The 20,047-nt window shown below is 50.5% G+C and carries 23 protein-coding genes; 6 read left to right on the forward strand and 17 right to left on the reverse strand.

Features of this window, described 5'->3' with window-relative positions; all coding sequences use genetic code 11:
- Window positions 1–7 precede the first annotated feature (7 nt).
- Both H8L47_RS16780 and H8L47_RS16785 read right to left on the reverse strand, forming a co-directional pair.
- Window positions 8–1,333: an ATP-binding protein gene (locus tag H8L47_RS16780; protein ID WP_186954748.1), complete on the reverse strand. Its 1,326-nt coding sequence runs from the start codon at window positions 1,331–1,333 to the stop codon at window positions 8–10.
- A complete protein-coding gene (locus H8L47_RS16785) occupies window positions 1,330–2,007 on the reverse strand; it encodes a response regulator (protein ID WP_186954749.1) in 678 nt (225 codons plus the stop codon). Before H8L47_RS16785 ends, H8L47_RS16780 begins: the two co-directional genes overlap by 4 nt.
- A 153-nt stretch (window positions 2,008–2,160) precedes the next feature.
- Between H8L47_RS16785 and H8L47_RS16790 the strand changes: the two genes are divergently transcribed.
- From H8L47_RS16790 to H8L47_RS16810, 5 genes are all read left to right on the forward strand, one after another.
- Entirely contained in the window at window positions 2,161–2,631 is a 471-nt protein-coding gene (locus tag H8L47_RS16790) for a cell division protein (RefSeq protein WP_186954750.1), read from the forward strand.
- Window positions 2,628–3,275, forward strand: a complete 648-nt coding sequence (locus H8L47_RS16795) for a DUF4166 domain-containing protein (RefSeq protein ID WP_186954751.1) — start codon at window positions 2,628–2,630, stop codon at window positions 3,273–3,275. The genes H8L47_RS16790 and H8L47_RS16795 overlap by 4 nt, the downstream gene beginning before the upstream one ends.
- Window positions 3,272–4,732, forward strand: coding sequence for a TIGR01777 family oxidoreductase (locus H8L47_RS16800; RefSeq protein WP_186954752.1), 1,461 nt, complete (start codon window positions 3,272–3,274; stop codon window positions 4,730–4,732). The genes H8L47_RS16795 and H8L47_RS16800 overlap by 4 nt, the downstream gene beginning before the upstream one ends.
- 28 nt (window positions 4,733–4,760) lie before the next feature.
- Window positions 4,761–5,213, forward strand: coding sequence for a hypothetical protein (locus H8L47_RS16805; RefSeq protein ID WP_186954753.1), 453 nt, complete (start codon window positions 4,761–4,763; stop codon window positions 5,211–5,213).
- A gap of 74 nt (window positions 5,214–5,287) precedes the next feature.
- Window positions 5,288–5,455, forward strand: a complete 168-nt coding sequence (locus tag H8L47_RS16810; RefSeq protein ID WP_186954754.1) for a hypothetical protein — start codon at window positions 5,288–5,290, stop codon at window positions 5,453–5,455.
- A 94-nt stretch (window positions 5,456–5,549) separates the two neighbouring features.
- On the opposite strand, the gene H8L47_RS16815 is transcribed toward H8L47_RS16810, so the two are convergent.
- From H8L47_RS16815 to H8L47_RS16835, 5 genes are all read right to left on the reverse strand, one after another.
- Window positions 5,550–7,253, reverse strand: coding sequence for a long-chain-fatty-acid--CoA ligase (locus H8L47_RS16815; protein ID WP_186954755.1), 1,704 nt, complete (start codon window positions 7,251–7,253; stop codon window positions 5,550–5,552).
- Between the two features lie 134 nt (window positions 7,254–7,387).
- Window positions 7,388–8,614 carry an acyl-CoA dehydrogenase gene (locus H8L47_RS16820; protein ID WP_186954756.1) on the reverse strand — a complete coding sequence of 409 codons (1,227 nt, stop codon included), beginning with the start codon at window positions 8,612–8,614 and terminating at the stop codon, window positions 7,388–7,390.
- Window positions 8,615–8,663: 49 nt separating this feature from the next.
- Window positions 8,664–9,113, reverse strand: coding sequence for a PaaI family thioesterase (locus H8L47_RS16825; protein ID WP_186954757.1), 450 nt, complete (start codon window positions 9,111–9,113; stop codon window positions 8,664–8,666).
- Between the two features lie 24 nt (window positions 9,114–9,137).
- A complete protein-coding gene (locus H8L47_RS16830; protein ID WP_186954758.1) occupies window positions 9,138–9,902 on the reverse strand; it encodes an SDR family oxidoreductase in 765 nt (254 codons plus the stop codon).
- Window positions 9,903–9,930: 28 nt separating this feature from the next.
- Window positions 9,931–10,662, reverse strand: a complete 732-nt coding sequence (locus H8L47_RS16835; protein ID WP_186954759.1) for a histidine phosphatase family protein — start codon at window positions 10,660–10,662, stop codon at window positions 9,931–9,933.
- Window positions 10,663–10,762: 100 nt separating this feature from the next.
- Here H8L47_RS16835 and H8L47_RS16840 point away from each other — a divergent pair, with 100 nt between their 5' ends.
- Window positions 10,763–11,674 (forward strand): LysR family transcriptional regulator, encoded by a 912-nt coding sequence (locus H8L47_RS16840; RefSeq protein ID WP_186954760.1) that lies wholly within the window; start codon window positions 10,763–10,765, stop codon window positions 11,672–11,674.
- Window positions 11,675–11,724: 50 nt separating this feature from the next.
- On the opposite strand, the gene H8L47_RS16845 is transcribed toward H8L47_RS16840, so the two are convergent.
- The 10 genes from H8L47_RS16845 to rimM all read right to left on the reverse strand — a co-directional run bounded on the left by H8L47_RS16845 (window position 11,725) and on the right by rimM (window position 20,042).
- On the reverse strand, window positions 11,725–12,060 hold the full coding sequence (locus H8L47_RS16845; RefSeq protein WP_186954761.1) for a DUF3579 domain-containing protein: 336 nt from the start codon (window positions 12,058–12,060) through the stop codon (window positions 11,725–11,727).
- 426 nt (window positions 12,061–12,486) lie between these two features.
- Window positions 12,487–13,446 carry a hypothetical protein gene (locus H8L47_RS16850; RefSeq protein WP_186954762.1) on the reverse strand — a complete coding sequence of 320 codons (960 nt, stop codon included), beginning with the start codon at window positions 13,444–13,446 and terminating at the stop codon, window positions 12,487–12,489.
- Window positions 13,447–13,804: 358 nt separating this feature from the next.
- On the reverse strand, window positions 13,805–14,878 hold the full coding sequence (locus tag H8L47_RS16855; RefSeq protein ID WP_186954763.1) for an acyltransferase family protein: 1,074 nt from the start codon (window positions 14,876–14,878) through the stop codon (window positions 13,805–13,807).
- 58 nt (window positions 14,879–14,936) lie between these two features.
- Window positions 14,937–15,506 carry a GNAT family N-acetyltransferase gene (locus H8L47_RS16860; RefSeq protein ID WP_186954764.1) on the reverse strand — a complete coding sequence of 190 codons (570 nt, stop codon included), beginning with the start codon at window positions 15,504–15,506 and terminating at the stop codon, window positions 14,937–14,939.
- Window positions 15,507–15,518: 12 nt separating this feature from the next.
- Window positions 15,519–15,977, reverse strand: a complete 459-nt coding sequence (locus H8L47_RS16865; RefSeq protein WP_186954765.1) for a GFA family protein — start codon at window positions 15,975–15,977, stop codon at window positions 15,519–15,521.
- 92 nt (window positions 15,978–16,069) lie between these two features.
- The gene (locus tag H8L47_RS16870) at window positions 16,070–17,020 is read right to left on the reverse strand and encodes a CobD/CbiB family protein (protein WP_186954766.1); all 951 of its coding nucleotides are present in this window, start codon (window positions 17,018–17,020) and stop codon (window positions 16,070–16,072) included.
- Between the two features lie 277 nt (window positions 17,021–17,297).
- Entirely contained in the window at window positions 17,298–17,966 is a 669-nt protein-coding gene (locus H8L47_RS16875) for a CoA pyrophosphatase (protein ID WP_186954767.1), read from the reverse strand.
- 101 nt (window positions 17,967–18,067) lie between these two features.
- Window positions 18,068–18,451, reverse strand: coding sequence for a 50S ribosomal protein L19 (gene rplS, locus H8L47_RS16880; protein WP_186954768.1), 384 nt, complete (start codon window positions 18,449–18,451; stop codon window positions 18,068–18,070).
- A gap of 132 nt (window positions 18,452–18,583) precedes the next feature.
- The gene (trmD, locus tag H8L47_RS16885) at window positions 18,584–19,330 is read right to left on the reverse strand and encodes a tRNA (guanosine(37)-N1)-methyltransferase TrmD (RefSeq protein ID WP_186954769.1); all 747 of its coding nucleotides are present in this window, start codon (window positions 19,328–19,330) and stop codon (window positions 18,584–18,586) included.
- A gap of 169 nt (window positions 19,331–19,499) precedes the next feature.
- Window positions 19,500–20,042, reverse strand: a complete 543-nt coding sequence (rimM, locus tag H8L47_RS16890; protein ID WP_186954770.1) for a ribosome maturation factor RimM — start codon at window positions 20,040–20,042, stop codon at window positions 19,500–19,502.
- Window positions 20,043–20,047 lie beyond the last annotated feature (5 nt).

A 20,047-nucleotide genomic window follows, 5' to 3' on the forward strand; every position in this document is an offset into this window, starting at 1 on the left:
TAAACAGTCAATTTGACTGATTATTTGCAGCAGCAAACAGGATAATTACCTCTAGCCCACCGAGTGCTGCATCGGCCAGATTGATCGTCGCATGATGTCGGTCTGCAATGGCTTTGGCGATTGCCAGCCCCAGACCGCTGCCACTCTTATTTGTACCTGCGACACGATAAAAACGGTCAAAGATACGTGCACGTTCTTCTACGGGGATGCCGTCGCCAGTGTCCTGTATACCCAGCCGCAATCCATCCTTGTCATGGCTGAGACTGATCTGTACCCTGCCCTCATCCTGTATATAGCGCACGGCATTGTCTAGCAGATTGCGTATCATGATGCGCAGGCTTTCGCTGTCGCCTTGCAGTTCAACAGGCGTATCCATTTCTGCATTGATGGTGATTTTCCTGGATTGCGCAAAGGGCATGACATCGCTGACAGCCTGCTCTATGCAGGTATTCAGTGTGATGCTCTGGAAGCTCAGGCTGGCTTGTGAAGTTGGATCTTGCCTGGCCAGCGCCAGCAATTGCTCGACCAGGCGCGAAGCCCTGTCGACACCGCCGAGTAAGCGATTGATGGCTTGCTCGTGATTTTTTTCATCCTTAACCCTGCCAAGATTTTGCACCTGCAGGCGCAAGGCGGTGATGGGTGACCTGAGCTCATGCGCGGCATCGGCGACAAAACGCTGTTGCGACTGTATTGCCAGGCCCATGCGACTCAACAGGGAATTCAGTTCCGTCACCAGCAATGACACTTCCCTGGGGACACCGTCGGATGAAACCGGATCAGTGGAATTGGCATTACGGTTGGCCAGCTCGCTACCTATGCGATTCAGAGGTGCAAGGACAGAATTGATACCCCACCAGACGGCGCAAAACAAGAGTAGGGACACAGGTATAACCGGCCACAAGGTGCTCAGCGCAAACGATATAGCCCTGTCCCTGCGCGAACCCATTTTTTGAGCCACCTGGATGACCCGCTTGTTCTCTTCTGCGGCATACACGCGCCAGTCACCGTTTTCCAGCGTCACCGTTGAATAGCCTAGCGCAGCCTGCTTGGGCAGGCTGCGGTGCTGGCGTGACTGGTAAACCCTGGCCCCATCTTCTGACCAGACTTGTACGACAAAATCAAAATCATCAAGTTCTGTACCTGGCAGGTTGTGCCAGTCTACCTGATCAAAATCACCGTCCTGCAAGGCAAGTGCCATTTGCTGCATGTGGTAATCAAACAGCTTGTTCGCTTCACCAATGGCGGCATGTAGTGAACTGGCAAACTGCAGGGCAGCAGCAGCCAGAATGGCGATGCCAAACAAGAGCATCATTTGCAGGCGCAAAGACTTCATGTGCTTTTCTCAACCACGCTTTTCTCAACCATATAGCCAACGCCACGCACATTGACGATGAATTTTTGGCCCAGTTTTTTTCTCAAGCCGTGGATATACACTTCGACTGCATTGCTTTCGATTTCTGAGGTGGCACCAAACAACTGGTCTTCCAGACGGCTGCGCGAGAGTATGGCGCCGGGGCGTGCTACCAGAGCGTCAAGGATGGTCCATTCACGCGAAGAGAGTATGACCTGCTCTTCACCAACAAACACTTGCCGGGTGGTGGTGTTGACAACCACTTCCCCGCAAATATATGAAGTATCGGCACGGCCACGGGACCTGCGTACCAGCGCATGCATGCGGGCAAGCAACTCATCAAGGTCAAAAGGTTTGACCAGGTAATCGTCCGCACCGGCATGCAGGCCACGGACTCTATCAGGCACGGCATCGCGTGCCGTCATGACCAGCACTGGCAAGGTATCACCGCGTTTGCGCAGGGCTTTTAGTATTTCCATGCCATCGCGCTGTGGCAAGCTCAAGTCCAGCAACAAGACATCATAGCTATGGAATTGCAAGGCTGTCTCTGCAGCTTCGCCGTTGCTCAGCCAATCAACCAGATTGGCTTCACTTTCGAGAGCAATCTGTATGTTTTCACCAATCATGGGGTCGTCTTCGACGAGCAGGACTTTCATGGTTTTTGTATGTTTTAGGTTTGAAATAGGGTTGCAGCGTGGATTGTACGCCATGGGCCGACCTGAAAGATATGCTGCAAATCGCTTGACAGGCCCTCACATTTAATCTTTAATTTCTGTAACGACAGAAATTAAAGAAATAAAGGAAAATACATGCAACAAAGGCAATCATCATTACGCAAATGGCTGATATGCTGGCTTTATGCAGCTGCTTTTGCCCATTTCATCATCGGCCTCTTGCTGCCCTGGATCAGTGCCACTGGCCTGGTCGAAGTCTATCACCAGCTCATTGAGAGCCATTTCTGGCCACAGGCTGCACCAGATGCGGCGCGAAACATGCAGGTGTGGTGGATGAGTCTTTTTGGCGCCACCGTACAAACTGTGGGCTTGTGGATGGGTGCGCTGATCTATCTGGGCAACCAGCATCGCAGCCGCATTGCCTGGCTTTGGCTGATGATAGGCATATTGGTATGGGCACCGCAAGACATGCTGATTTCCATGCAGGCGAATATGCTGATCAATGTATGGATAGATGTCGTTGCTGTCCTGAGCATGATCCCTCCCTTGTTCATTTTGTGGAAAATGGATGCACTGAACACTGAACATACTGAGGGAAGTGCATGAACCCAGATAGCAAATCCATCCCGTCTGAAGGTGAATTGTTCAGGAAAATCCTGGGCAAGGAATGGCTGAAACTGCACCCGGATATCCAGGCCAGGTTTGCCAAAAATCCTGAACCTGACAAGCCTTTGTATTACACAGGTGTACTCAGCGAATTGAGCTGTTCAAGGATAGGCAAACTCCTGGGTCATCTGACCAAACCTATGATAGCCGGGGCTTTGATCCCTTATACCGATCATGACTTTCCTGTCGATATCATGGTGTATTCCAAGCCAGATTGCCCTGCCATCTTCAAGCAAAGAATATACCGCCTGCATGACAGGCCGCCGATACAGTTTACATCGTATATGCGGGAAAGTGAAAAAGGCGAAGTGCTCGAATATGTGGGCATGGGCCTAGGCATGAAACTGATCCTGCGCGTACATGAAGGTAATCTTTACTTCACCAGCGATGGTTATTTCTGGGATGTGCTTGGTTATCGCATTCCCATACCCGGCATTTTCACACCGGGCAAAACTTATCTATGCCATCGCAATGACAACCCTGAGCAATTCAATATCCGCATAGAAATCAAACACGCCTTGTTTGGGCGCACGTTTACCCAGATCGGCATTTTCAAGGAAATTCATACTGAGGCAGCATCATGAACACTCATTTAATCGCCCTGCAATTGATGGCAGCGCAAGGCTTGCTCGGCGCTTTCGATACACTGTATCACCATGAATTGACTGAAGCCTTACCGCAACGCGCCAGTGCCCGCACAGAGTTGGGTATACATGCGACCCGCGCCCTCATTTACAGTGCGCTGTTTATTGGTTTGTCGGCATGGGCCTGGCATGGCGCCTGGGCTATTGTATTATTGCTGGTGTTTGGCGTGGAGATCGTCCTGACCTTGTGGGACTTCGTGATCGAAGACCAGACCCGCCTTTTGCCAGCCACTGAACGCGTGACCCATACCGTACTTGCGATTAATGGCGGCGCCTTTATCACCTTGTTGGTCTTGAATACGCCAGAGTGGTTTGCCGCCCCTACACAGATGTTGTGGCAACCACAGGGCTGGCTCAGTGTTTTTTTGGCATTATGTGGTGTGGGCGTGGGTATGTCGGGCATACGTGATGGGCTGGCTGCACTCCATCTCGGTAAAATCGCAATCAAAGAAAGGCAGGCAAGCATGAACCATTTCAGCGACAAATCAGAGCAGGTTTTGGTCACCGGCGCCACTGGCTTTATCGGCAGCTTGCTGGTCAAGGCTTTACTGGCTGATGGGCAGCAAGTGACGATACTCAGCCGCAATCCAAAACAGGCAAGCTGGAAATTTGATGGCAAGGCCAGGGTTATCGCCTCCATGCAGGATTTGCCCGCAAATCAGCGCATCGATGTCATCATCAACCTGGCTGGCGCACGCATACTTGGCTGGCGCTGGTCGGAAAAACGCAAGGCAGAATTGCGCAGCAGCCGCACTGGCCTGACCAAAGAAATCACTGCGTGGATCAGTAGAGCAGAAAGCAAACCCAGGCTATTGCTGGCAGCCTCAGCCATAGGCTATTACGGCATACAGGCACCGGGTGATGACAGGGAATTGACTGAAAGCGCAGCACCACAACCCATCTTCATGTCTGAACTGTGCCAGGAATGGGAACAAGCCAACCAGCTTGCCAGTACTTACGGCGTCAAGGTTGCCAAGATGCGTTTCGGCGTTGTCCTGGGCCAGCAAGGTGCACTGGGCATGATGCTCCTGCCCATCAAGCTGGGCCTGGGTGGTGCGCTGGGTAGAGGCAAGCAATGGCAATCGTGGATACATGTGCATGATGTGCTGCGTGGCATTGCCCACCTGTGGCAGCATGAAGCCAGCCTGCGGCTGGATAGTGCTTATAATTTCACCGCACCTGAAGTAGTGACGCAAAAGCAGTTCAGCACCATCGCCGCCAGTGTCTTGCATCGCCCCAGCTTCTTCCCTACCCCAGGCTGGCCTATGCGCTTGATGCTGGGTGAGCAAGCTGATTTATTACTGGAAGGCCAGCGTGTAATGCCAGCCAGATTATTAAGTGAAGGCTTTGTATTTGATTATCCGGATTTGCGTAGTGCGCTGATCAATTTAACCTAGCAGGCTGATTGCCATGTAAAGAACGCCTATGCCGCGCAGAAGACAAATCAAATCGGTAGCAGCAGGAATTATTGACAGTTTTAATAGCCGAAATAATGATCTCGAAGGCTATTGGGCCATAGGCAAGCTTTGCCGGTTTGCGCATGAACACGCTATTTCTACCGTCACGCTAGATTTACTGAATATCACCTGCACGCCGGACAGCACCGAGTTCAATGCCATCATGCATGACTACAAAGTGAAGCTGCTTGCAATCTTGAATAAGCAGGGAATTCCAGCAGACTGGCTAGCGGCAGCCAAAATACAAATTGATTTTCAGCCTGAATATAGAGCGCATTTGCACTACTTTCGTTCCGGTTGGGGTAATCCTTATACTGTGACTGCCACTTTCATTGCAGACTTGGGGAAGCAATACAATATCCAGACTGGCGGTAATTGCAAGCCTCATGATTCACTAACGGAAAGCAGGCGAAGCGCTTAACTATCGTGCAAGATGCCTCACTTGAAATCTGAAATTAAGTCTCAATCTGGTGTTGCAAATTCAAGGAGCAAGCCATGTTCTTCCTGCACCATCCCCAGCCCGTGAGGCCAAGAAAAGCCGTTCCTGAACTACAGGTCAGCAGCCAGAGTCAGGCGATAGATACCAAAACTATTGTTGTCGAGCGTAGCGTTAAAGATTTGCAGTCTTTACAAGTGCAACTCAAGGAAAAAATATCAAGATAAGAAAAAAAATGCGGCTTTCCGAAAAACAACCAGAAAGCCGCATAAACGCGCAAAACTGTTTTAGCCTGACTCGGACAGGCTTAGTCGACATTGATCAGGCTGCAGCCCTTTTCTTCGCTTCTTCTTCATACAATTCTTTTTTGGACAATTTTCCTACCGGGGTTTTCGGTAATTCTGCACGAATATCCATCGCTTGCGGCATTTCATGCTTGCCCAGTCTATCTTTCAAAAAGTCCTTCAAGTCTTCAAAACTGAAGGCTGTCTGCCCTGTCTTGAGTTTGATAAAAGCCTTGGCCGCCTGACCGCGATACGCATCGGGGATGCCGATGACGCTGACTTCGGCGACTGCCGGGTGTTCATAAATCGCCTCTTCGATATTGCGTGGATAGACGTTGTAGCCACCAGACAAGATCATGTCCTTGGTACGGTCGACGATGTACACAAAGCCGTCCGCATCCATATAGCCTACATCGCCAGTGCGGAAGTAACCGTCAGGCGTAAAAGCGTCGCGGTTGGCATCTGGTTTGTTCCAGTAGCCTTTCATGATATTCGCACCAGCCACACAAATTTCTCCGCGCTCACCCAAGGCCACTTCCTGGCGTATGTCATCAATGCTGGCAAATTTAAAACGTATGCCTGGTGTCGGCAAACCACAGGAACCAGCCTTGCGCACGCCGCCCAGAGGAGTGAAGGTGCCAGTGGGTGAGGTCTCGGTCATGCCCCAGCCTTCGAGCAACGTACAACCTGTCAGGGCCTGGAATTGTTGCAGCACTTCTGTCGGTAAGGGCGCACCGCCGGAGTTGCAAAACTTCAGCGCGCTGAGATCATATTCCTTGATTTGCGGATGGTTGATGATGGCGGTGTACATGGTAGGCACGCCTGGGAATACCGTGATCTTCTTGTTCGCCAGATCCTTCACAACGGCATCAGCATCAAAACGGGTATGCAAGACAATTTCTGCTCCCATGCGTATGCCAAACAGCATGTCGACTGTCAGGGCGTAGATGTGGAACAGTGGCAGCACAGCAAGAAGTTTTTCTTTGCCTTCTTGCAGCACTCGCGGCTCGATATTGGTGGTTTCCATGATCTGGCTGCAAGCCGTGGTCAGGTTGCCATGGGTCAGCATTGCCCCTTTGGGCAAGCCGGTAGTGCCACCTGTATATTGCAGGGTGGCGACGGTTTCCCTGGGGTCGATTGCCGGGGTGGGTGTGTAGTCACCATCATTGTCCAGCAACTTGGCAAACAGCAAATGCTGGGTATCATCAGGAATGGCGCTGAGCTGCCCTGCCTTGTCGAGGTTCGCCTTGACGGCATCAGGATAAGGCGTCATCTCAGGAATATTGCCGATGATGAGTTTTTGCAAGCGGGTATGTCCCAGCATCTTGGCCATTTGCGGATAGAGCATCACCATATCGAGCGTCACAAGTAAGTCGGTATGACTGTCGGAAATTTTATGCTCCAGCACTTTCTCGGCATCAAGAGGTGAGTAGTTCACCACCGTGCCACCGGCCTGGAGGATGGCGAAAAAACTGATGACATAATGTGGTGTGTTGGGCAGATACAAGCCCACATGCACACCGGGTTTGACACCGAGTTGCTGGAAACCTTTGGTGGCCTGATTCACCAGTTTTTGCAATTCAGCATAACTGGTCTTCTTGCCCATGAATTCCAAGGCTGGCAAGTCCGCCCATTTGGCAACGGCATCATGTAGCAATTGTGGCACGCTGCTGATCGGCAGGTCAGCGTCCCAGTGTACACCTGCGGGGTAAGATTTGATCCAGGGTTGTAAGTCGCGCATTTTTGTCTCTCTTTATAAGAATAATTTGAAAATGTCAGCCAACTGGGAAGTTAACGTCGGAAAAGCCCTGCCTCGGAAAGAGGAAGAGCCAATCCGGAACTACCCGTAAATCGCACTTATGAAACTACAAGTAATTATTTTTTCTCCGTATATTTCTTCAACTCCATCTTGCCGATCTGATTCCTGTGTACTTCATCCGGGCCATCGGCCAAGCGCAAGGTACGGGCTTGCGCATACGAGTATGCAAGACCAAAATCGTCAGACACGCCACCACCGCCATGCGCCTGTATTGCCCAGTCGATGACCTGGCAAGCCATGGTTGGCGCTGCTACCTTGATCATGGCGATTTCTTTAGCTGCAGCCTTGTTGCCGACGGTGTCCATCATCTGTGCAGCATTCAAGACCAGGAAACGCGCCTGGTCGATCAGGATACGGGCACTGGCGATACGTTCCAGGGTCACGCCCTGGTCTGCTACCCGTTTGCCAAAGGCCACACGTGTCAGAGAGCGTTTGCACATGTCTTCCAGTGCGCGCTCTGCCAGACCAATCAAACGCATGCAGTGGTGAATGCGGCCAGGCCCGAGGCGGCCCTGGGCAATTTCAAAGCCACGACCTTCGCCCAGCAAGATATTGGATGCGGGTACCCGCACGTTTTCAAACAGGACTTCACCATGACCATGTGGTGCATCGTCATAACCAAAGACCGGCAAGGCGCGCAAGATAGTCACGCCCGGTGTATCACGCGGCACGATGATCATTGATTGTTGCTTGTGGCGGTCAGCATTGCTTGGGTCACTCTTGCCCATGAAAATGAACACTTTGCAACGCGGATCATTGGCACCAGACGACCACCATTTACGACCATTGATGACATACTCGTCGCCATCACGAACGATGGATGATTCGATATTGGTGGCATCAGATGACGCCACTGCCGGCTCTGTCATGGCAAAGCAGGAACGGATTTCACCACGGAGCAAGGGCTTCAGCCATTGTTCCTGATGTTCTGGTGTGCCATAGCGGGCAAACACTTCCATATTGCCGGTATCAGGAGCCGAGCAATTGAATACCTCTGGTGCCCAGACAGCACGTCCCATGATTTCGCACAAGGGCGCATATTCCAGATTGCTCAAACCTGCGCCGTGGCCAGATTCTGGCAGGAAGAGATTCCACAAACCGGCATCGCGTGCCTTGGCCTTAAGCTGTTCAACTACCTTGGTCGGTATCCATGCATTGCCTGCCTTGCGGTTGGCAGCTATCTCACCAAAGAAAGTTTTTTCATTTGGATAGATGTGCTCATCCATGAAGGCGATCAGGCGTGCCTGCAAATCTTTGACTTTGGGGCTGTATTGAAAATCCATTGTATTTCCTTTTTCCTGGTTGGTCCGGCTGGACATGTATATGTCCGATTTACTTTCTTTGCAGTTCGATATTGCGCGCCGTCAGCAATGCTGTTGCGCATAAAACTTCTTCGCCATTGCGAACAGAAAAAACCTCTGCGGCGCTGACTGTCAGCAATTTGCCGTGTGAAACCACTCGCCCGCGTGCCCTCAGTTTTTCACCATCGGCAGGCGCGACTATCTTCAAATTACAATCAATGCTGGCATTGATCCAGCCTGCTGGCAACAAAGTGCCGGCGGCAGAAACTCCAGCAAAATCAGCGGCGGCAAAGATGGCGGTAGCTTGCATTTTTCCTGGTACGAAACTGAGTTCTTCCCGGTAGGCGATATCCAGTTCCACCTCGCCTGGTTCCACCTTCACAAACTCTATGCCCAGCCATTTCGCCATCGGCATGGCCAGCACCAGACTCATTAATTGTGCTGCGTAATCTGGATTGCTAGCCACGTATGTCGGTTTCATGATCGCGCCTTATTCTTTGCTGTATTAGCTAACCAGATAACCACCATCAACATTGATGCAGGCACCCGTGGTATAGCTAGCTGCATTCGATGCCAGGTACAAGACCGTGCCCGCCATTTCATCTGGTTCGGCAATGCGTTTCATGGGTATGCGGGTCAGTGCTTTTTCTAGGATGACAGGATTGTGGAACAGGGCCGAGGCAAACTTGGTATCGGTCGCGCCTGGCAGCAAGGCATTCACGCGCACCCCCATGGGCGCACACTCTTGCGCAAAGGATTTGGTCATGGCGATGACGGCTGCCTTGGTGATGGAATAAATCCCTTGCATGGCACCTGGCACCACACCATTGACGGAAGCCACATTGATGATGCTGCCACCGCCATGTTTTGCCATCAGTTTGGCACCGGCTGAAGACATGAAGAAATAGCCGCGTATATTGACATCCACCGTTTTTTGGAAGGCACTGACATCGGTTTCGGTGATATGCCCGAAGTGCGGGTTAGTGGCGGCATTATTGACCAGAATATCGAGCCTGCCATGAGCGGCCATGATGTCGGCAAACAGAGCATCAATCTGCGCCATTTCACCGATATGGCAAGCGCGTGCTTCTGCCCTGCCACCAGCAGCGACGATTGCTGCCACCACCGATTCACAGGCTTCTGCCTTGCGGCTGCTCACGATGACATAGGCACCGTTGGCTGCCAGGGTCTTGGCAACGGCTTCACCTATGCCACGGCTGGCCCCTGTGACCAGTGCAACCTTGCCCGTCAAATCAAACATTGCTGTCATCTCCTGCATCTCCTATTTCTCTCATTTTTCAAACGTATGTGATTGCTTTGGGATTGTTCAGCACTTCAAGGTGCGAAAAATTATTCAGGTAAGCCAGTGCCGGGCGCAATACGCCCTCTACGGTTGGCTGTAGATGAAAACGGGTGACCGCACTATTCACCAGCGACCAGTTGAGTTCGGCAAAGCGTGGATCAGGGAAACCCAGTACATGCTGGCATAGCGCCGAGATAGTGCCGCCGGAAGTGAACACGACGATGTTCTTGGCATCATCAGCAACTTCCAGTTGCTTGTGCATGGCGATGATGCAACGCTGGCGGAATGCATTCCAGCTTTCTACATATTCAGCATCATGCTCACCAGACATCCAGCGGCTGATCGCCTGGGCAAAAATATCCTGGAAGGCTTGTTTGCCGTTCGGCGTATTCATCAGGAAATGCTTGACGGCTGCCGGGTCATCAAAAGCTGGCACATGCCGCGCCAGCACTTCATGGTGGTTGTACTCATTAAAACCTGCATCGCAATGCCAGGCAGAGGTATCCAATGCATCAACATCCTGTTGCAGCATTTCAGACAGACAGGCTCGCGCAGTTTGCTGGTGCCGTTTAAGCGCGCCAGTGACCACTCTTGACACCTGCATATCACGCTCTGCCCACCAGCGTCCAAGATGCCGCGCCTGCTGTTCGCCCAGTTCAGATAATTGGTCATAGTTCTGGTTGCCGAATGAGGCCTGCCCGTGCCTGACCAGATATAAAGCTGCCATTATTTCCTCAGTAAAGAAAATCAATAAAACCATGAGCAAAGTGTAAATCCATGCCTATAATTGATCAAATGAATAGTTATTATCGATATTAATTAATCTCATGCATTTATCCCGAGTTGATTTAAACCTGTTCACCGTCTTTGTTGCCATCTATACCGAAGGCAGCGTGACCCGTGCCAGCCAGCAACTGAACTTGACCCAGCCAGCCATCAGCCATGCACTGAACCGCCTGCGGCAATTGTTCAATGACCCACTGTTTGTACGTCAGGGGCAGATGATGGTTTCGACGCCACTTGCGCGCAGCATCATAGAACCGGTGCGGCACGCCTTGCGCGGGCTGGAAGTGACGCTGACCGAGAATGACAAGTTTGACCCCGCAATGGCCAGCAAGCAATTCAACCTGGCCTTGCGTGACGTATTGGAATCCACCGCCCTGCCGCCGCTGATGGAAAGCATCACCCGGCAAGCGCCGCAAATCGATCTGGCAGCGATACAGGTGGAAAGGAGGGAACTCGTGAGTGAACTGGCGGCTGGCAGCCTTGATCTGGCGATTGACATGCTCTTGCCTCTGCCAAATGAGATACGTCGCCAAAAGGTGGTGCAAGGCAATACCGTTGTACTGGCTAGACGCGATCATCCCGTCATACAGGGCAAGCTGGATCTGGACACCTATATACATGCCGAACACATACTGGCCAGCTCAAGACGTAAGGGCATGGGATTGGAAGATTTTGAACTGAGCCGCCTCGGCTTGCAAAGACGCATACGCCTGCGCTGTCAGCATTATTTTGCGGCTTGCAGGGTGGTCAGCCAGACTGATTTACTGCTGACCATGCCGGAAGGTTATGCGCGCATTGCAAATGAACAATTTAACAATCAGATCTTGCCATTGCCGAGCTCCATGCCTTCATGGGATGTTTATTTGTACTGGCATCAAAATGTGGAAAATGATCCTGCTAATCGCTGGCTACGACAGCAAGTGATAGAGGCGTTTCAAAACCAGACAGTGTGATGGTGCAAAGAAGACATGCACTGGATTAATCCAGTATCAAGCGTGGAACTTTACTTGCCAGCAGCCTTGGGCTCGTCTGGCAACAGGCAGGCATCGATAATTTGCAAATCATTATCTTTGGCAAAGCTGACGACAAAATGATAAGCCAGAGGCTCTATATCGCGTATGGCTTCATTGACCACAACAGAACGCACGCCGTTCAACAATATCGGGCGTACATAGGGTGAATATTGCAGGTGTGAGTGCCTGCCACCGTCAGGGCTGAAACAAGACATGGCTCCGCACAGGCGCTCTGCCCAATCACTGGGGCGAAATTGTTTGCCATCACTGGTTAAACCCTGGATGAAAAACTCGCGGACTTGTTGCGTTTTTGTGGAATCGGCCATGTGCTCGGCTTGCTGAAGCAAGAGTGAATTAAGCTTAACATCATTATGTGACACCAAGCTTTCAATATACTTCCATATTATATCTTATAGAAGACTTGAATCAAAACCGGCATTACTGATATATCTGGCTTTGATGTAAAGCAGGCAATCTTACCCAGCAACTCATTGAGCCAATATAGTTCATTTTGTCGTGTAGTAAAGAAAAGAGCGGGCCAGGATTTATTGATTGATTATCATATTGCGTGCGACATGTTTAAATTGACAAGTATGAATTGCCGTTATCAATGAACAAAACACAATTCTAAAAAATGTCCTTCATGCAGAAATAAATGAATTTTCCCAACTGAGAAGCAAGCTTGATCAGATGATTCTTACCCAGAAGTTTAGTGCCACATTAAACGGCATGTTCGCAACTGTGCAGCCTCATCAATCTGTAAGATGCTTTATTATCTGTCTATTCTCATTCACCAACGCAATATGTGCCAAGCCATTGAAGCGATGACGTTTTAGGTCATCCTCTATTCCATCGCGCATAGCCAGGTTGACGCGCAACTTGTCTGCATCCATTTCTACCACGGCCTGCATATGTGCCAGCACGGATGCGCGATTGGGGCCAGCAATACTGAGCGCATAACGATGCAAGCTCGTATTCGGTATGATTTGCGCCCCCCAACTGGATTTGTACCACAGTATGCCATTGCCAAAAACGGGTGGCGTGATGCCCAGATTGATGGCAGGGTATCCTTGCTCCATACTCATGCTGAACATTTTGTAATACAGAAGCGCATTCAATTGGCGCATGCGCTCCTTGTCCGCATACACAGCAGGGTGCAGGCCTAGTTTATTGAAATAAGCGACACCAGAGATGCGCGGTTTGAGCAATAGAAATCCGCCCAGTCTCTGACCATTCTCCGATACAAAGACCAGGTGCGAGCGACCGGCCTGCGCATACATGTTTTCGGCAGTATCCAGATACGCATGTTCGCCATGTCGTGTGCGCAGATAAGGTATCAACATCTGCTCATGAAATTCACGATAGTCGTCCAGGCTATGGCCTTCTTCAAAGCTGACATTGCCTTTCAATGCCTGTTGCACACTGCGCCGCACATTGCCCCGCAATTGCTTCATGAATCCTTCCATAGCGGCAGGCAGCGGCAAGATGGCCTCAAGGTAATCGGGTATTACTATTTCTGGCCGGGCTTGCCAGGGCAAATGCGGATACAAAACGACATCGGCTGAACCATACCGCTGGATTGCTGCACGCAAGCGTAGAGGCTGGAAACTTCCTAGTACTTCTTGCTGGTAACCTGGATTCAAAAAAGCGTCTGCCAGTAAATTGCTGGAGCCATAGAAAATCACATTCAACGCTTGATCTGTATGAATCAAGCTGCCTGAAAATCGAGTGATGACCAATTCTGAGCCGCGAAGTAGATCCAGGTAATAACGCACATATGTGCGCAATCCCAATAGCCATGCCTGCATAATAACCAGTAGCAAGAGTGTAGTTCAAATAAGATGCGAGCATTCCGGCTGGGATATGCCTGGTAGTGGCAATCCTGTTCCATGAAAATTCACAATGCTTATGTCCTTATGTCGCATTTAAAAAGCTTGGTATAAATTTGACGCCTCACCCATTTTATTACATCGAATCCTGAAAAGTGAAACACAGACTCAATCAAGTGCAGTGCCTTGCGTACTATCATGGACGACGTCAGCAAGCGCAATCATGCTCTCGGTTTTGCTGCTATGTCTCGGCACGCAATCTGGGCGTATGGGCTTTCGGCAAAAGCAAGATGTACAAGAACTTGTGTTTTTTGACCAGGCTTAATAAGAGCAAGGGTATTAGCAATCCAGCCAGCAATGCCAGACTGGCATTCAGGTAGTCATATGAGCTCCAGCGTGCCAGAAGAGCAAATACCTTCCACTCTATCCATGAATGAAAAATCATGATGAATAGACTGCTGTTGCCCAGATAAGCCAGTAGCATGCCCAGCTTGCCAGCGTATTGCAGGCAAGTCGAGACTGACAAGAGCAGGTAGATGCCGAGCATGGCCTGGGCAGTCGCTATCCACCAGGTGCCATACTGGCGCATATTCAAATCTATGGTTTCATCAAAAAAGAAGTGCAGGGCCGCAAACAAAAGGAGTGCCACGATAAACACCCATGACTGGAAGCGAAAGCGCATGACATAGTCATGCATCACATAACCGAGCAAGATGAAAGCTGTGCTGATGCCAATCAGGTCCAGGCTCCATGGCAAGCCAGGGAAATCATGTTGACGGTTGCCCAGCCAGAGATGCAAGCTGGCGAATTGTTGAACATCCAATTGACTGCAAATGCGCGTCACAACGATCCCGGCGGCAAGCAGAATACTTATACAAACTACCGGCAGCAATAAGCCTGCATGCACGCGATTTGCCAGGTGCAAGACTGACCAGGCCAATAGCATGGCCAGGAACAAGTGTGGCAAATACCAGAGCGGCACCCACTCTATGGTATTGCCCGTCGCATACAGCATGCCCAGCACATAAGTATGGGCATCCACTCCAGACAAGACTATACGCGCCAGCCCCCAGGCTGACAATACAACAAAGAACGGCTTCAGTAAGGCATCGGCCTTAAAGACCAGAAAATCTCTGAAGGCAGTATCCTGATGCAGGACGGCCCCTGACAAAAAGAAGAACAGGGGCATGTGGAAGGAAAAGATGATACGAAACAACTCACCATGATTGTGAGCGATGATCCAGTTATGCCCAAAGACCACCAGGATGATACCCAGGCCTTTAGCAATATCAATACTGGTATTTCGCTCAGACATAAACCTCCATTAAGGCAATGCTGCTGAATTCAATCTGGTGCTACACATTCTATTAATGCTATTTTTGTACATCATAAGTCAGACTGGCCTGCCAGTCTTGCGGCAACAAAGAATGTACCGCCGCCGCCACTGGCACGCCACCGACCATGAGGCGATTGCGGGCCATGCATTCCAGTTGTGCATTGAGTTTCTTCGCCACCGCAATACTAGCCAGATTGCCTTCAGCCACCACGATTTCCATGCGATTAAAACCCAGTTCCCTGAACCCGGCATCCACCAGCAACCCTGCTGACTTGCTGGCAATTCCCTGTCCCTGGCATGACTGCCTGACCCAATAACCGAGATTGCAATAATTATGCAATTTGCTGATCATATTCAAGCCTGCGCCACCCAGCAAGTCTTTGCCATCTTCGCTGAAGATGCCAAACTCGTAGGCGCTACCTTCTTCACGTGCCTTGTCACAAGCTGCAAACCAGTCGCGCGCATGGTCGCTATTGAAGTCTGCATGACACCAGCCCATCCAGCGTCCAACGGTTTCTACCGATTCACGAACTACTGCAGCAAACAGATCCGCATCATCAAGTTCATAGGCGCGCAGGCACATGCCGGGGGCAATGATTTTCTTCATTGTTCTTTCGTTTTATTCAGCAAAATTTTTTTTCCAAGCTTCAAACAGAGTCTGGAAATCGTCCGGGTTGCCCGTATAGTGCAAGCAATCTTCATCCAGATGCAACCAGGGCTGGACGCTGCTAGTCCAGATATGGGCGACAGGTTGCAAACTGCTGGTATCGTTCAGTGTACCCGGTTTAATACTGATGATTTCTGTCTGGCCTAGCAAGCGATGAAACAGGCGTGTGCCACAAGTTGGGCAAAAGCTGCATTCCATCTCACGTCCCGAAGGCATTTTTCGCACCCATAATTTGGGCTGACCGGTCTTTAGCTGCATCTGCTGCAGGCGTATCCAGAGTGCCATGCCAAAAGCACTTGAAGATTGGCGCTGGCAATCATGGCAGTGGCAAGCAAATAAGGTCAGAGACTCGCCACTAACGCGGTACTGCACCTCACCACATTGGCACTGGCCTTCAAAGATTTCAGACATGATGATGTTCCTTGCATGCTGGATATTGCCATAACTTTCAGATTCATCACAACAAAAAGGCTGGCACTGTATTGACAGGGCCAGCCTCTAAATTATATCCAGACTGCGAAAGACAAGAGCAGGAGCAGTAGCATCCATAACAGCAAGGCACGCCATACCAGGCCAACGGCGCTTTGTAATGCACGCGGTGAGGCTTCTGCCCCCGGCTGGCTTTCCAGATCCAGGCTGTCAACGTCAACCGCTGTTGCATCCGCTTGCAAGACCATGGCTTTTTCTTCTGGCTCACCCAGGCGCACACCAAGGGCACCACCACCAGCAGAGAGGATGATGCCTACCAGCTCATCCGACCAGCGATCGGCATAGTTGCGCCAGGAGTAAACCGCATCTTCAAAATTGCCGACCACAGCAAAAGCGACAGCAGTCAGGCGGGCAGGTAACCAGTCTATCCAGTAAAAGACTTTGGCTGCATAGATACCAAATTCTTCATTTTTCATATGCTCAGGCTCGTTCCAGGCGCGCGACAGGTATTCTGCTGCGCGATACATGACGGCACAAGCCGGACCAACTGGCATGAGAAACCAGAAGAACACACCAAACACATTGCGGTGGGTAGCGATCAATGAACGTTCTACGGCAAGACGGGATATCTCTGACACTTCCATGCCGGTGGTGTCCAAATGCGTCCACTCAGCCAGATAGCGCCTGGCAGCATCTTCGTCGCCAGAGCTTAATGCCAGTTGTATCGAGGTGAAATAATGGCTATAGCGGCGAAAACCCAGTGTCAGGTAAACGATGAGCACATTCCACAGCAAGGCTGCAATCGGGTTCAGGCGCAGGCATAGCCAATAAATCAGGGCCGTTGGTAGTGTCAGCGAGACAATGACTATCCACCAGCCCAGGCGACCATGCTTGACCTTGCCTGCATTAAAGGACGCTTCGATTTTGTTAGCCAGCGTCTGGATTTGCGTATAGATAGGGTTATCTGCCCGCAAGGGCTTAAGCTGCTCAATTAACAGCGCCAACAGGATAGAAATAAAGGTCATGGTAGACTGGGCTTATGTTGCAGCGCAATGCTGCAAACAATCAATTTGCAAATGCGGCAAGTGTAAACCGATTTGCCCAGATTATGAAGCTTTGTTCTAGTGCTCTGAGTTATTAATTCATTCAATAACAAATCTGGAGAAATCGTTACGAGGCAAGGAGCAAAGCACAGCAAGGCTGGTGCCTTGCGCGCATTTGAGACGCAGTATCGTGGCGATTTTCGCCGAATTTGTTGTATGAATTAGTAACTCAGGGCACTATAGGCAAGAGTTTAGGGGGTCATGCACGCAGGAAATGAAACAGATTGCGCAGCATGCCCGCCGTTGCACCCCAGATAAAATGCTGCTCGTAAGGCATGGCGTAAAAATGTCGTTTGCCTGCGTTGTCGGGCAAATCAAAGCTGCGGCGCTGGTGATTTTTACCATCCATCAGGAAACTCAGAGGCACTTCAAAAATCGAGGCCACTTCCGAGGGATCGGTACGTATGGGAAAACCGGGCATGACCAATGAGACTATGGGGCTTACCTGGTAACCTGTACCAGTTTTATATTCTGGCAGGCTCCCCAGTATTTCAACATACTCGCGTTGCAGGCCTATTTCTTCTTCTGCCTCGCGCAGTGCCGTGGTCACCGGTTCAATGTCTTCTTCCTCAAAACGCCCGCCTGGAAAGCTGATTTGCCCAGGATGGTGATGCAGATGCGCCGCTCTTTCGGTCAGGAGCACTGTCAGGCCTTCATCACGCATGACGATGGGTATCAGTACCGAGGCTGGCCGGAACGGCAGGTTTTTGGAGAAAAAACTCTCATCAACAACTTCTGGCGACCATTCATATTGCTGCAGGAAGCGCTGGCGCAGCCACGCTGGCGACAAATTTTCGACAGGCACGGCAAGCTCATCACCAACTGAGTGTATAGGGAAAGCCTGAGGATCAAAAACTGGTTTGCTCACGATACAGTGTAATTTTCTTGTTGTTGGACATATTTTGCCTTTTGCCGGGCAATAAAAAAAGGATGCCTAAGCATCCTTTTTCAATACGGCAAGACCAGATATTACTCTGCTTTTGCTGCAACAACTTTACGTGCTGGCAATTTCTCTTTGATACGAGCAGATTTACCAGAGCGTTCACGCAGATAGTACAGTTTTGCACGACGTACATCACCGCGACGTTTCACTTCGATAGAAGCGATCAGTGGGGAGTACAACTGGAATGTACGCTCAACGCCTTCGCCGGAAGAAATCTTGCGGACGATGAAGTTGGAATTCAAACCACGGTTACGACGGGAGATAACTACACCTTCGTAAGCCTGTGCACGTTTGCGAGTACCTTCAACAACGTTGACGCTCACAACTACTGTATCACCTGGCGCAAAGTCAGGGATGCTCTTGCCGAGGCGAGCAATTTCTTCTTGCTCTAATTTTTGGATCAGATCCATTTTTTACTCCTATGACCATCTTGCCGACGCTGCAGAATCTGGTTCTGACTGATGCCCGGTAGAGGATGGGGTTTAACATGTGAATCATTGAAGATTCACGCTTAAATATTTCAGCTCAAGAGCCGAAAATTACTACAAACTACTTAAAAACTTTTCGTCGGCACGACTTAACAAGCCTGCCGCACGCGCTGCGATGATTAAATCCGGGCGCTTTACCTGACTGGCTTCCAGTGCACGCTGACGTCGCCACTTTTCGATTTCAGCATGATTGCCACCCATTAAGACGGGCGGTACAGCCTGATCTTCAAAGACTTCTGGCCTGGTGTAATGCGGACAATCCAGCAAACCATTGACAAAACTGTCCTGCACTGCCGAGGCGTCATCATGCAAGACGCCAGGAATTTGCCGTATGACAGCATCCATCAGGGCCATGGCTGGCAATTCACCGCCAGACAAGACAAAATCGCCGAGGCTGATTTCTTCATCGACGTAATTGTCCAGCAGACGCTGATCAACTGCCTCATACCTGCCACACAATAAGACCAGACCTGGCGTTGCCGCCAGTTGCATGACCTTTTCATGCGTCAGTGGCTTGCCCTGCGGTGACATATAAATCACTTTGGGTGTCGCTGCAGACAAAGCAGTCTGGCGCGCCTTGGCAGACTCGATTGCGGCCTGCAAGGGTTTTGCCAGCATCACCATACCCGGGCCACCGCCATAAGGCCGGTCATCCACGGTACGATGCCTGTCAGTCGTAAAATCACGCGGATTCCACAGCTTTAATTCGCATTTTTGTTGCTCGAAAGCCCGCCTCGTTACACCTGATTGTGTAATGGCAGCGAACATTTCGGGGAACAGCGTAATGACATCGAACTGCATGATTATGCCTTCTGAGAACCTGTTTACGATCTTACTGCGCGTGCGTGATCGGGGCTCATGTGCTGCTCAAAATGCTCATGTACTAAAGTACACTCCGCTTTTTGCGCTGCTCTTCACCCCGCTGACGCACGCTCGCTACAGATCGTAAACAGGTTCTGAATTCATCACCTTAATAATCACTACCCCAGTCGACCTGGATTTTGCCTGCTTTTTGATCGACTTCCTTGACGAAAGCTTCTACAAAAGGGATCAGGCGTTCGTGTTTCGCCAGTTCATTTTCAGGCACATCCGCTGCCGCCACCCGTAAAATCGGATGCGCACCATTGTCCATCAAATCCCTGACCACACCTAAATTCTCACCCTGAAGATTATCTACCTGCAAACCTATCAGATCGAGCCAATAGAATTCACCGGACGCCAAAGCAGGAAAATGCTTGCGAGAAATTTGTACAGTCGCACCTTTCAGTGCTTCTGCGGCATTTCTATCAGGCACACCCACCAGCCGCGCAACTACATCTTCCCCCTGGATTTTAACTTCCAGACGGTCAACATCACGCAACTCAGGCTTATCCAACCACCAGGTTTTTACTGACATCAATGCGTCAGCGTCAGCAGAATAAGGACGTATCCTTACCCAGCCGTGAATACCAAATGCTCCCGAGATATAGCCAACCAGGACCAGATCATCAGGAGCATGGACTGCAGCAGTCATGATAC

This window comes from Undibacterium umbellatum (assembly GCF_014284125.1).
In the GTDB taxonomy this organism is placed as follows: domain Bacteria; phylum Pseudomonadota; class Gammaproteobacteria; order Burkholderiales; family Burkholderiaceae_D; genus Undibacterium; species Undibacterium umbellatum.

What these genes read in the sequence shown, in the direction of transcription:
- H8L47_RS16865 (WP_186954765.1), bottom strand. Translation starts at nt 15,977, where the DNA reads ATGTCTGAAATCTTTGAAGGCCAGTGCCAATGTGGTGAGGTGCAGTAC.
- H8L47_RS16835 (WP_186954759.1), bottom strand. Translation starts at nt 10,662, where the DNA reads ATGGCAGCTTTATATCTGGTCAGGCACGGGCAGGCCTCATTCGGCAAC.
- H8L47_RS16840 (WP_186954760.1), top strand. Translation starts at nt 10,763, where the DNA reads ATGCATTTATCCCGAGTTGATTTAAACCTGTTCACCGTCTTTGTTGCC.
- H8L47_RS16820 (WP_186954756.1), bottom strand. Translation starts at nt 8,614, where the DNA reads ATGGATTTTCAATACAGCCCCAAAGTCAAAGATTTGCAGGCACGCCTG.
- H8L47_RS16815 (WP_186954755.1), bottom strand. Translation starts at nt 7,253, where the DNA reads ATGCGCGACTTACAACCCTGGATCAAATCTTACCCCGCAGGTGTACAC.
- H8L47_RS16870 (WP_186954766.1), bottom strand. Translation starts at nt 17,020, where the DNA reads ATGACCTTTATTTCTATCCTGTTGGCGCTGTTAATTGAGCAGCTTAAG.
- rplS (WP_186954768.1), bottom strand. Translation starts at nt 18,451, where the DNA reads ATGGATCTGATCCAAAAATTAGAGCAAGAAGAAATTGCTCGCCTCGGC.
- H8L47_RS16845 (WP_186954761.1), bottom strand. Translation starts at nt 12,060, where the DNA reads ATGGCCGATTCCACAAAAACGCAACAAGTCCGCGAGTTTTTCATCCAG.
- H8L47_RS16795 (WP_186954751.1), top strand. Translation starts at nt 2,628, where the DNA reads ATGAACCCAGATAGCAAATCCATCCCGTCTGAAGGTGAATTGTTCAGG.
- rimM (WP_186954770.1), bottom strand. Translation starts at nt 20,042, where the DNA reads ATGACTGCTGCAGTCCATGCTCCTGATGATCTGGTCCTGGTTGGCTAT.
- H8L47_RS16860 (WP_186954764.1), bottom strand. Translation starts at nt 15,506, where the DNA reads ATGAAGAAAATCATTGCCCCCGGCATGTGCCTGCGCGCCTATGAACTT.
- H8L47_RS16805 (WP_186954753.1), top strand. Translation starts at nt 4,761, where the DNA reads ATGCCGCGCAGAAGACAAATCAAATCGGTAGCAGCAGGAATTATTGAC.
- H8L47_RS16790 (WP_186954750.1), top strand. Translation starts at nt 2,161, where the DNA reads ATGCAACAAAGGCAATCATCATTACGCAAATGGCTGATATGCTGGCTT.
- H8L47_RS16810 (WP_186954754.1), top strand. Translation starts at nt 5,288, where the DNA reads ATGTTCTTCCTGCACCATCCCCAGCCCGTGAGGCCAAGAAAAGCCGTT.
- H8L47_RS16825 (WP_186954757.1), bottom strand. Translation starts at nt 9,113, where the DNA reads ATGAAACCGACATACGTGGCTAGCAATCCAGATTACGCAGCACAATTA.
- H8L47_RS16830 (WP_186954758.1), bottom strand. Translation starts at nt 9,902, where the DNA reads ATGACAGCAATGTTTGATTTGACGGGCAAGGTTGCACTGGTCACAGGG.
- trmD (WP_186954769.1), bottom strand. Translation starts at nt 19,330, where the DNA reads ATGCAGTTCGATGTCATTACGCTGTTCCCCGAAATGTTCGCTGCCATT.
- H8L47_RS16855 (WP_186954763.1), bottom strand. Translation starts at nt 14,878, where the DNA reads ATGTCTGAGCGAAATACCAGTATTGATATTGCTAAAGGCCTGGGTATC.
- H8L47_RS16785 (WP_186954749.1), bottom strand. Translation starts at nt 2,007, where the DNA reads ATGAAAGTCCTGCTCGTCGAAGACGACCCCATGATTGGTGAAAACATA.
- H8L47_RS16780 (WP_186954748.1), bottom strand. Translation starts at nt 1,333, where the DNA reads ATGAAGTCTTTGCGCCTGCAAATGATGCTCTTGTTTGGCATCGCCATT.
- H8L47_RS16800 (WP_186954752.1), top strand. Translation starts at nt 3,272, where the DNA reads ATGAACACTCATTTAATCGCCCTGCAATTGATGGCAGCGCAAGGCTTG.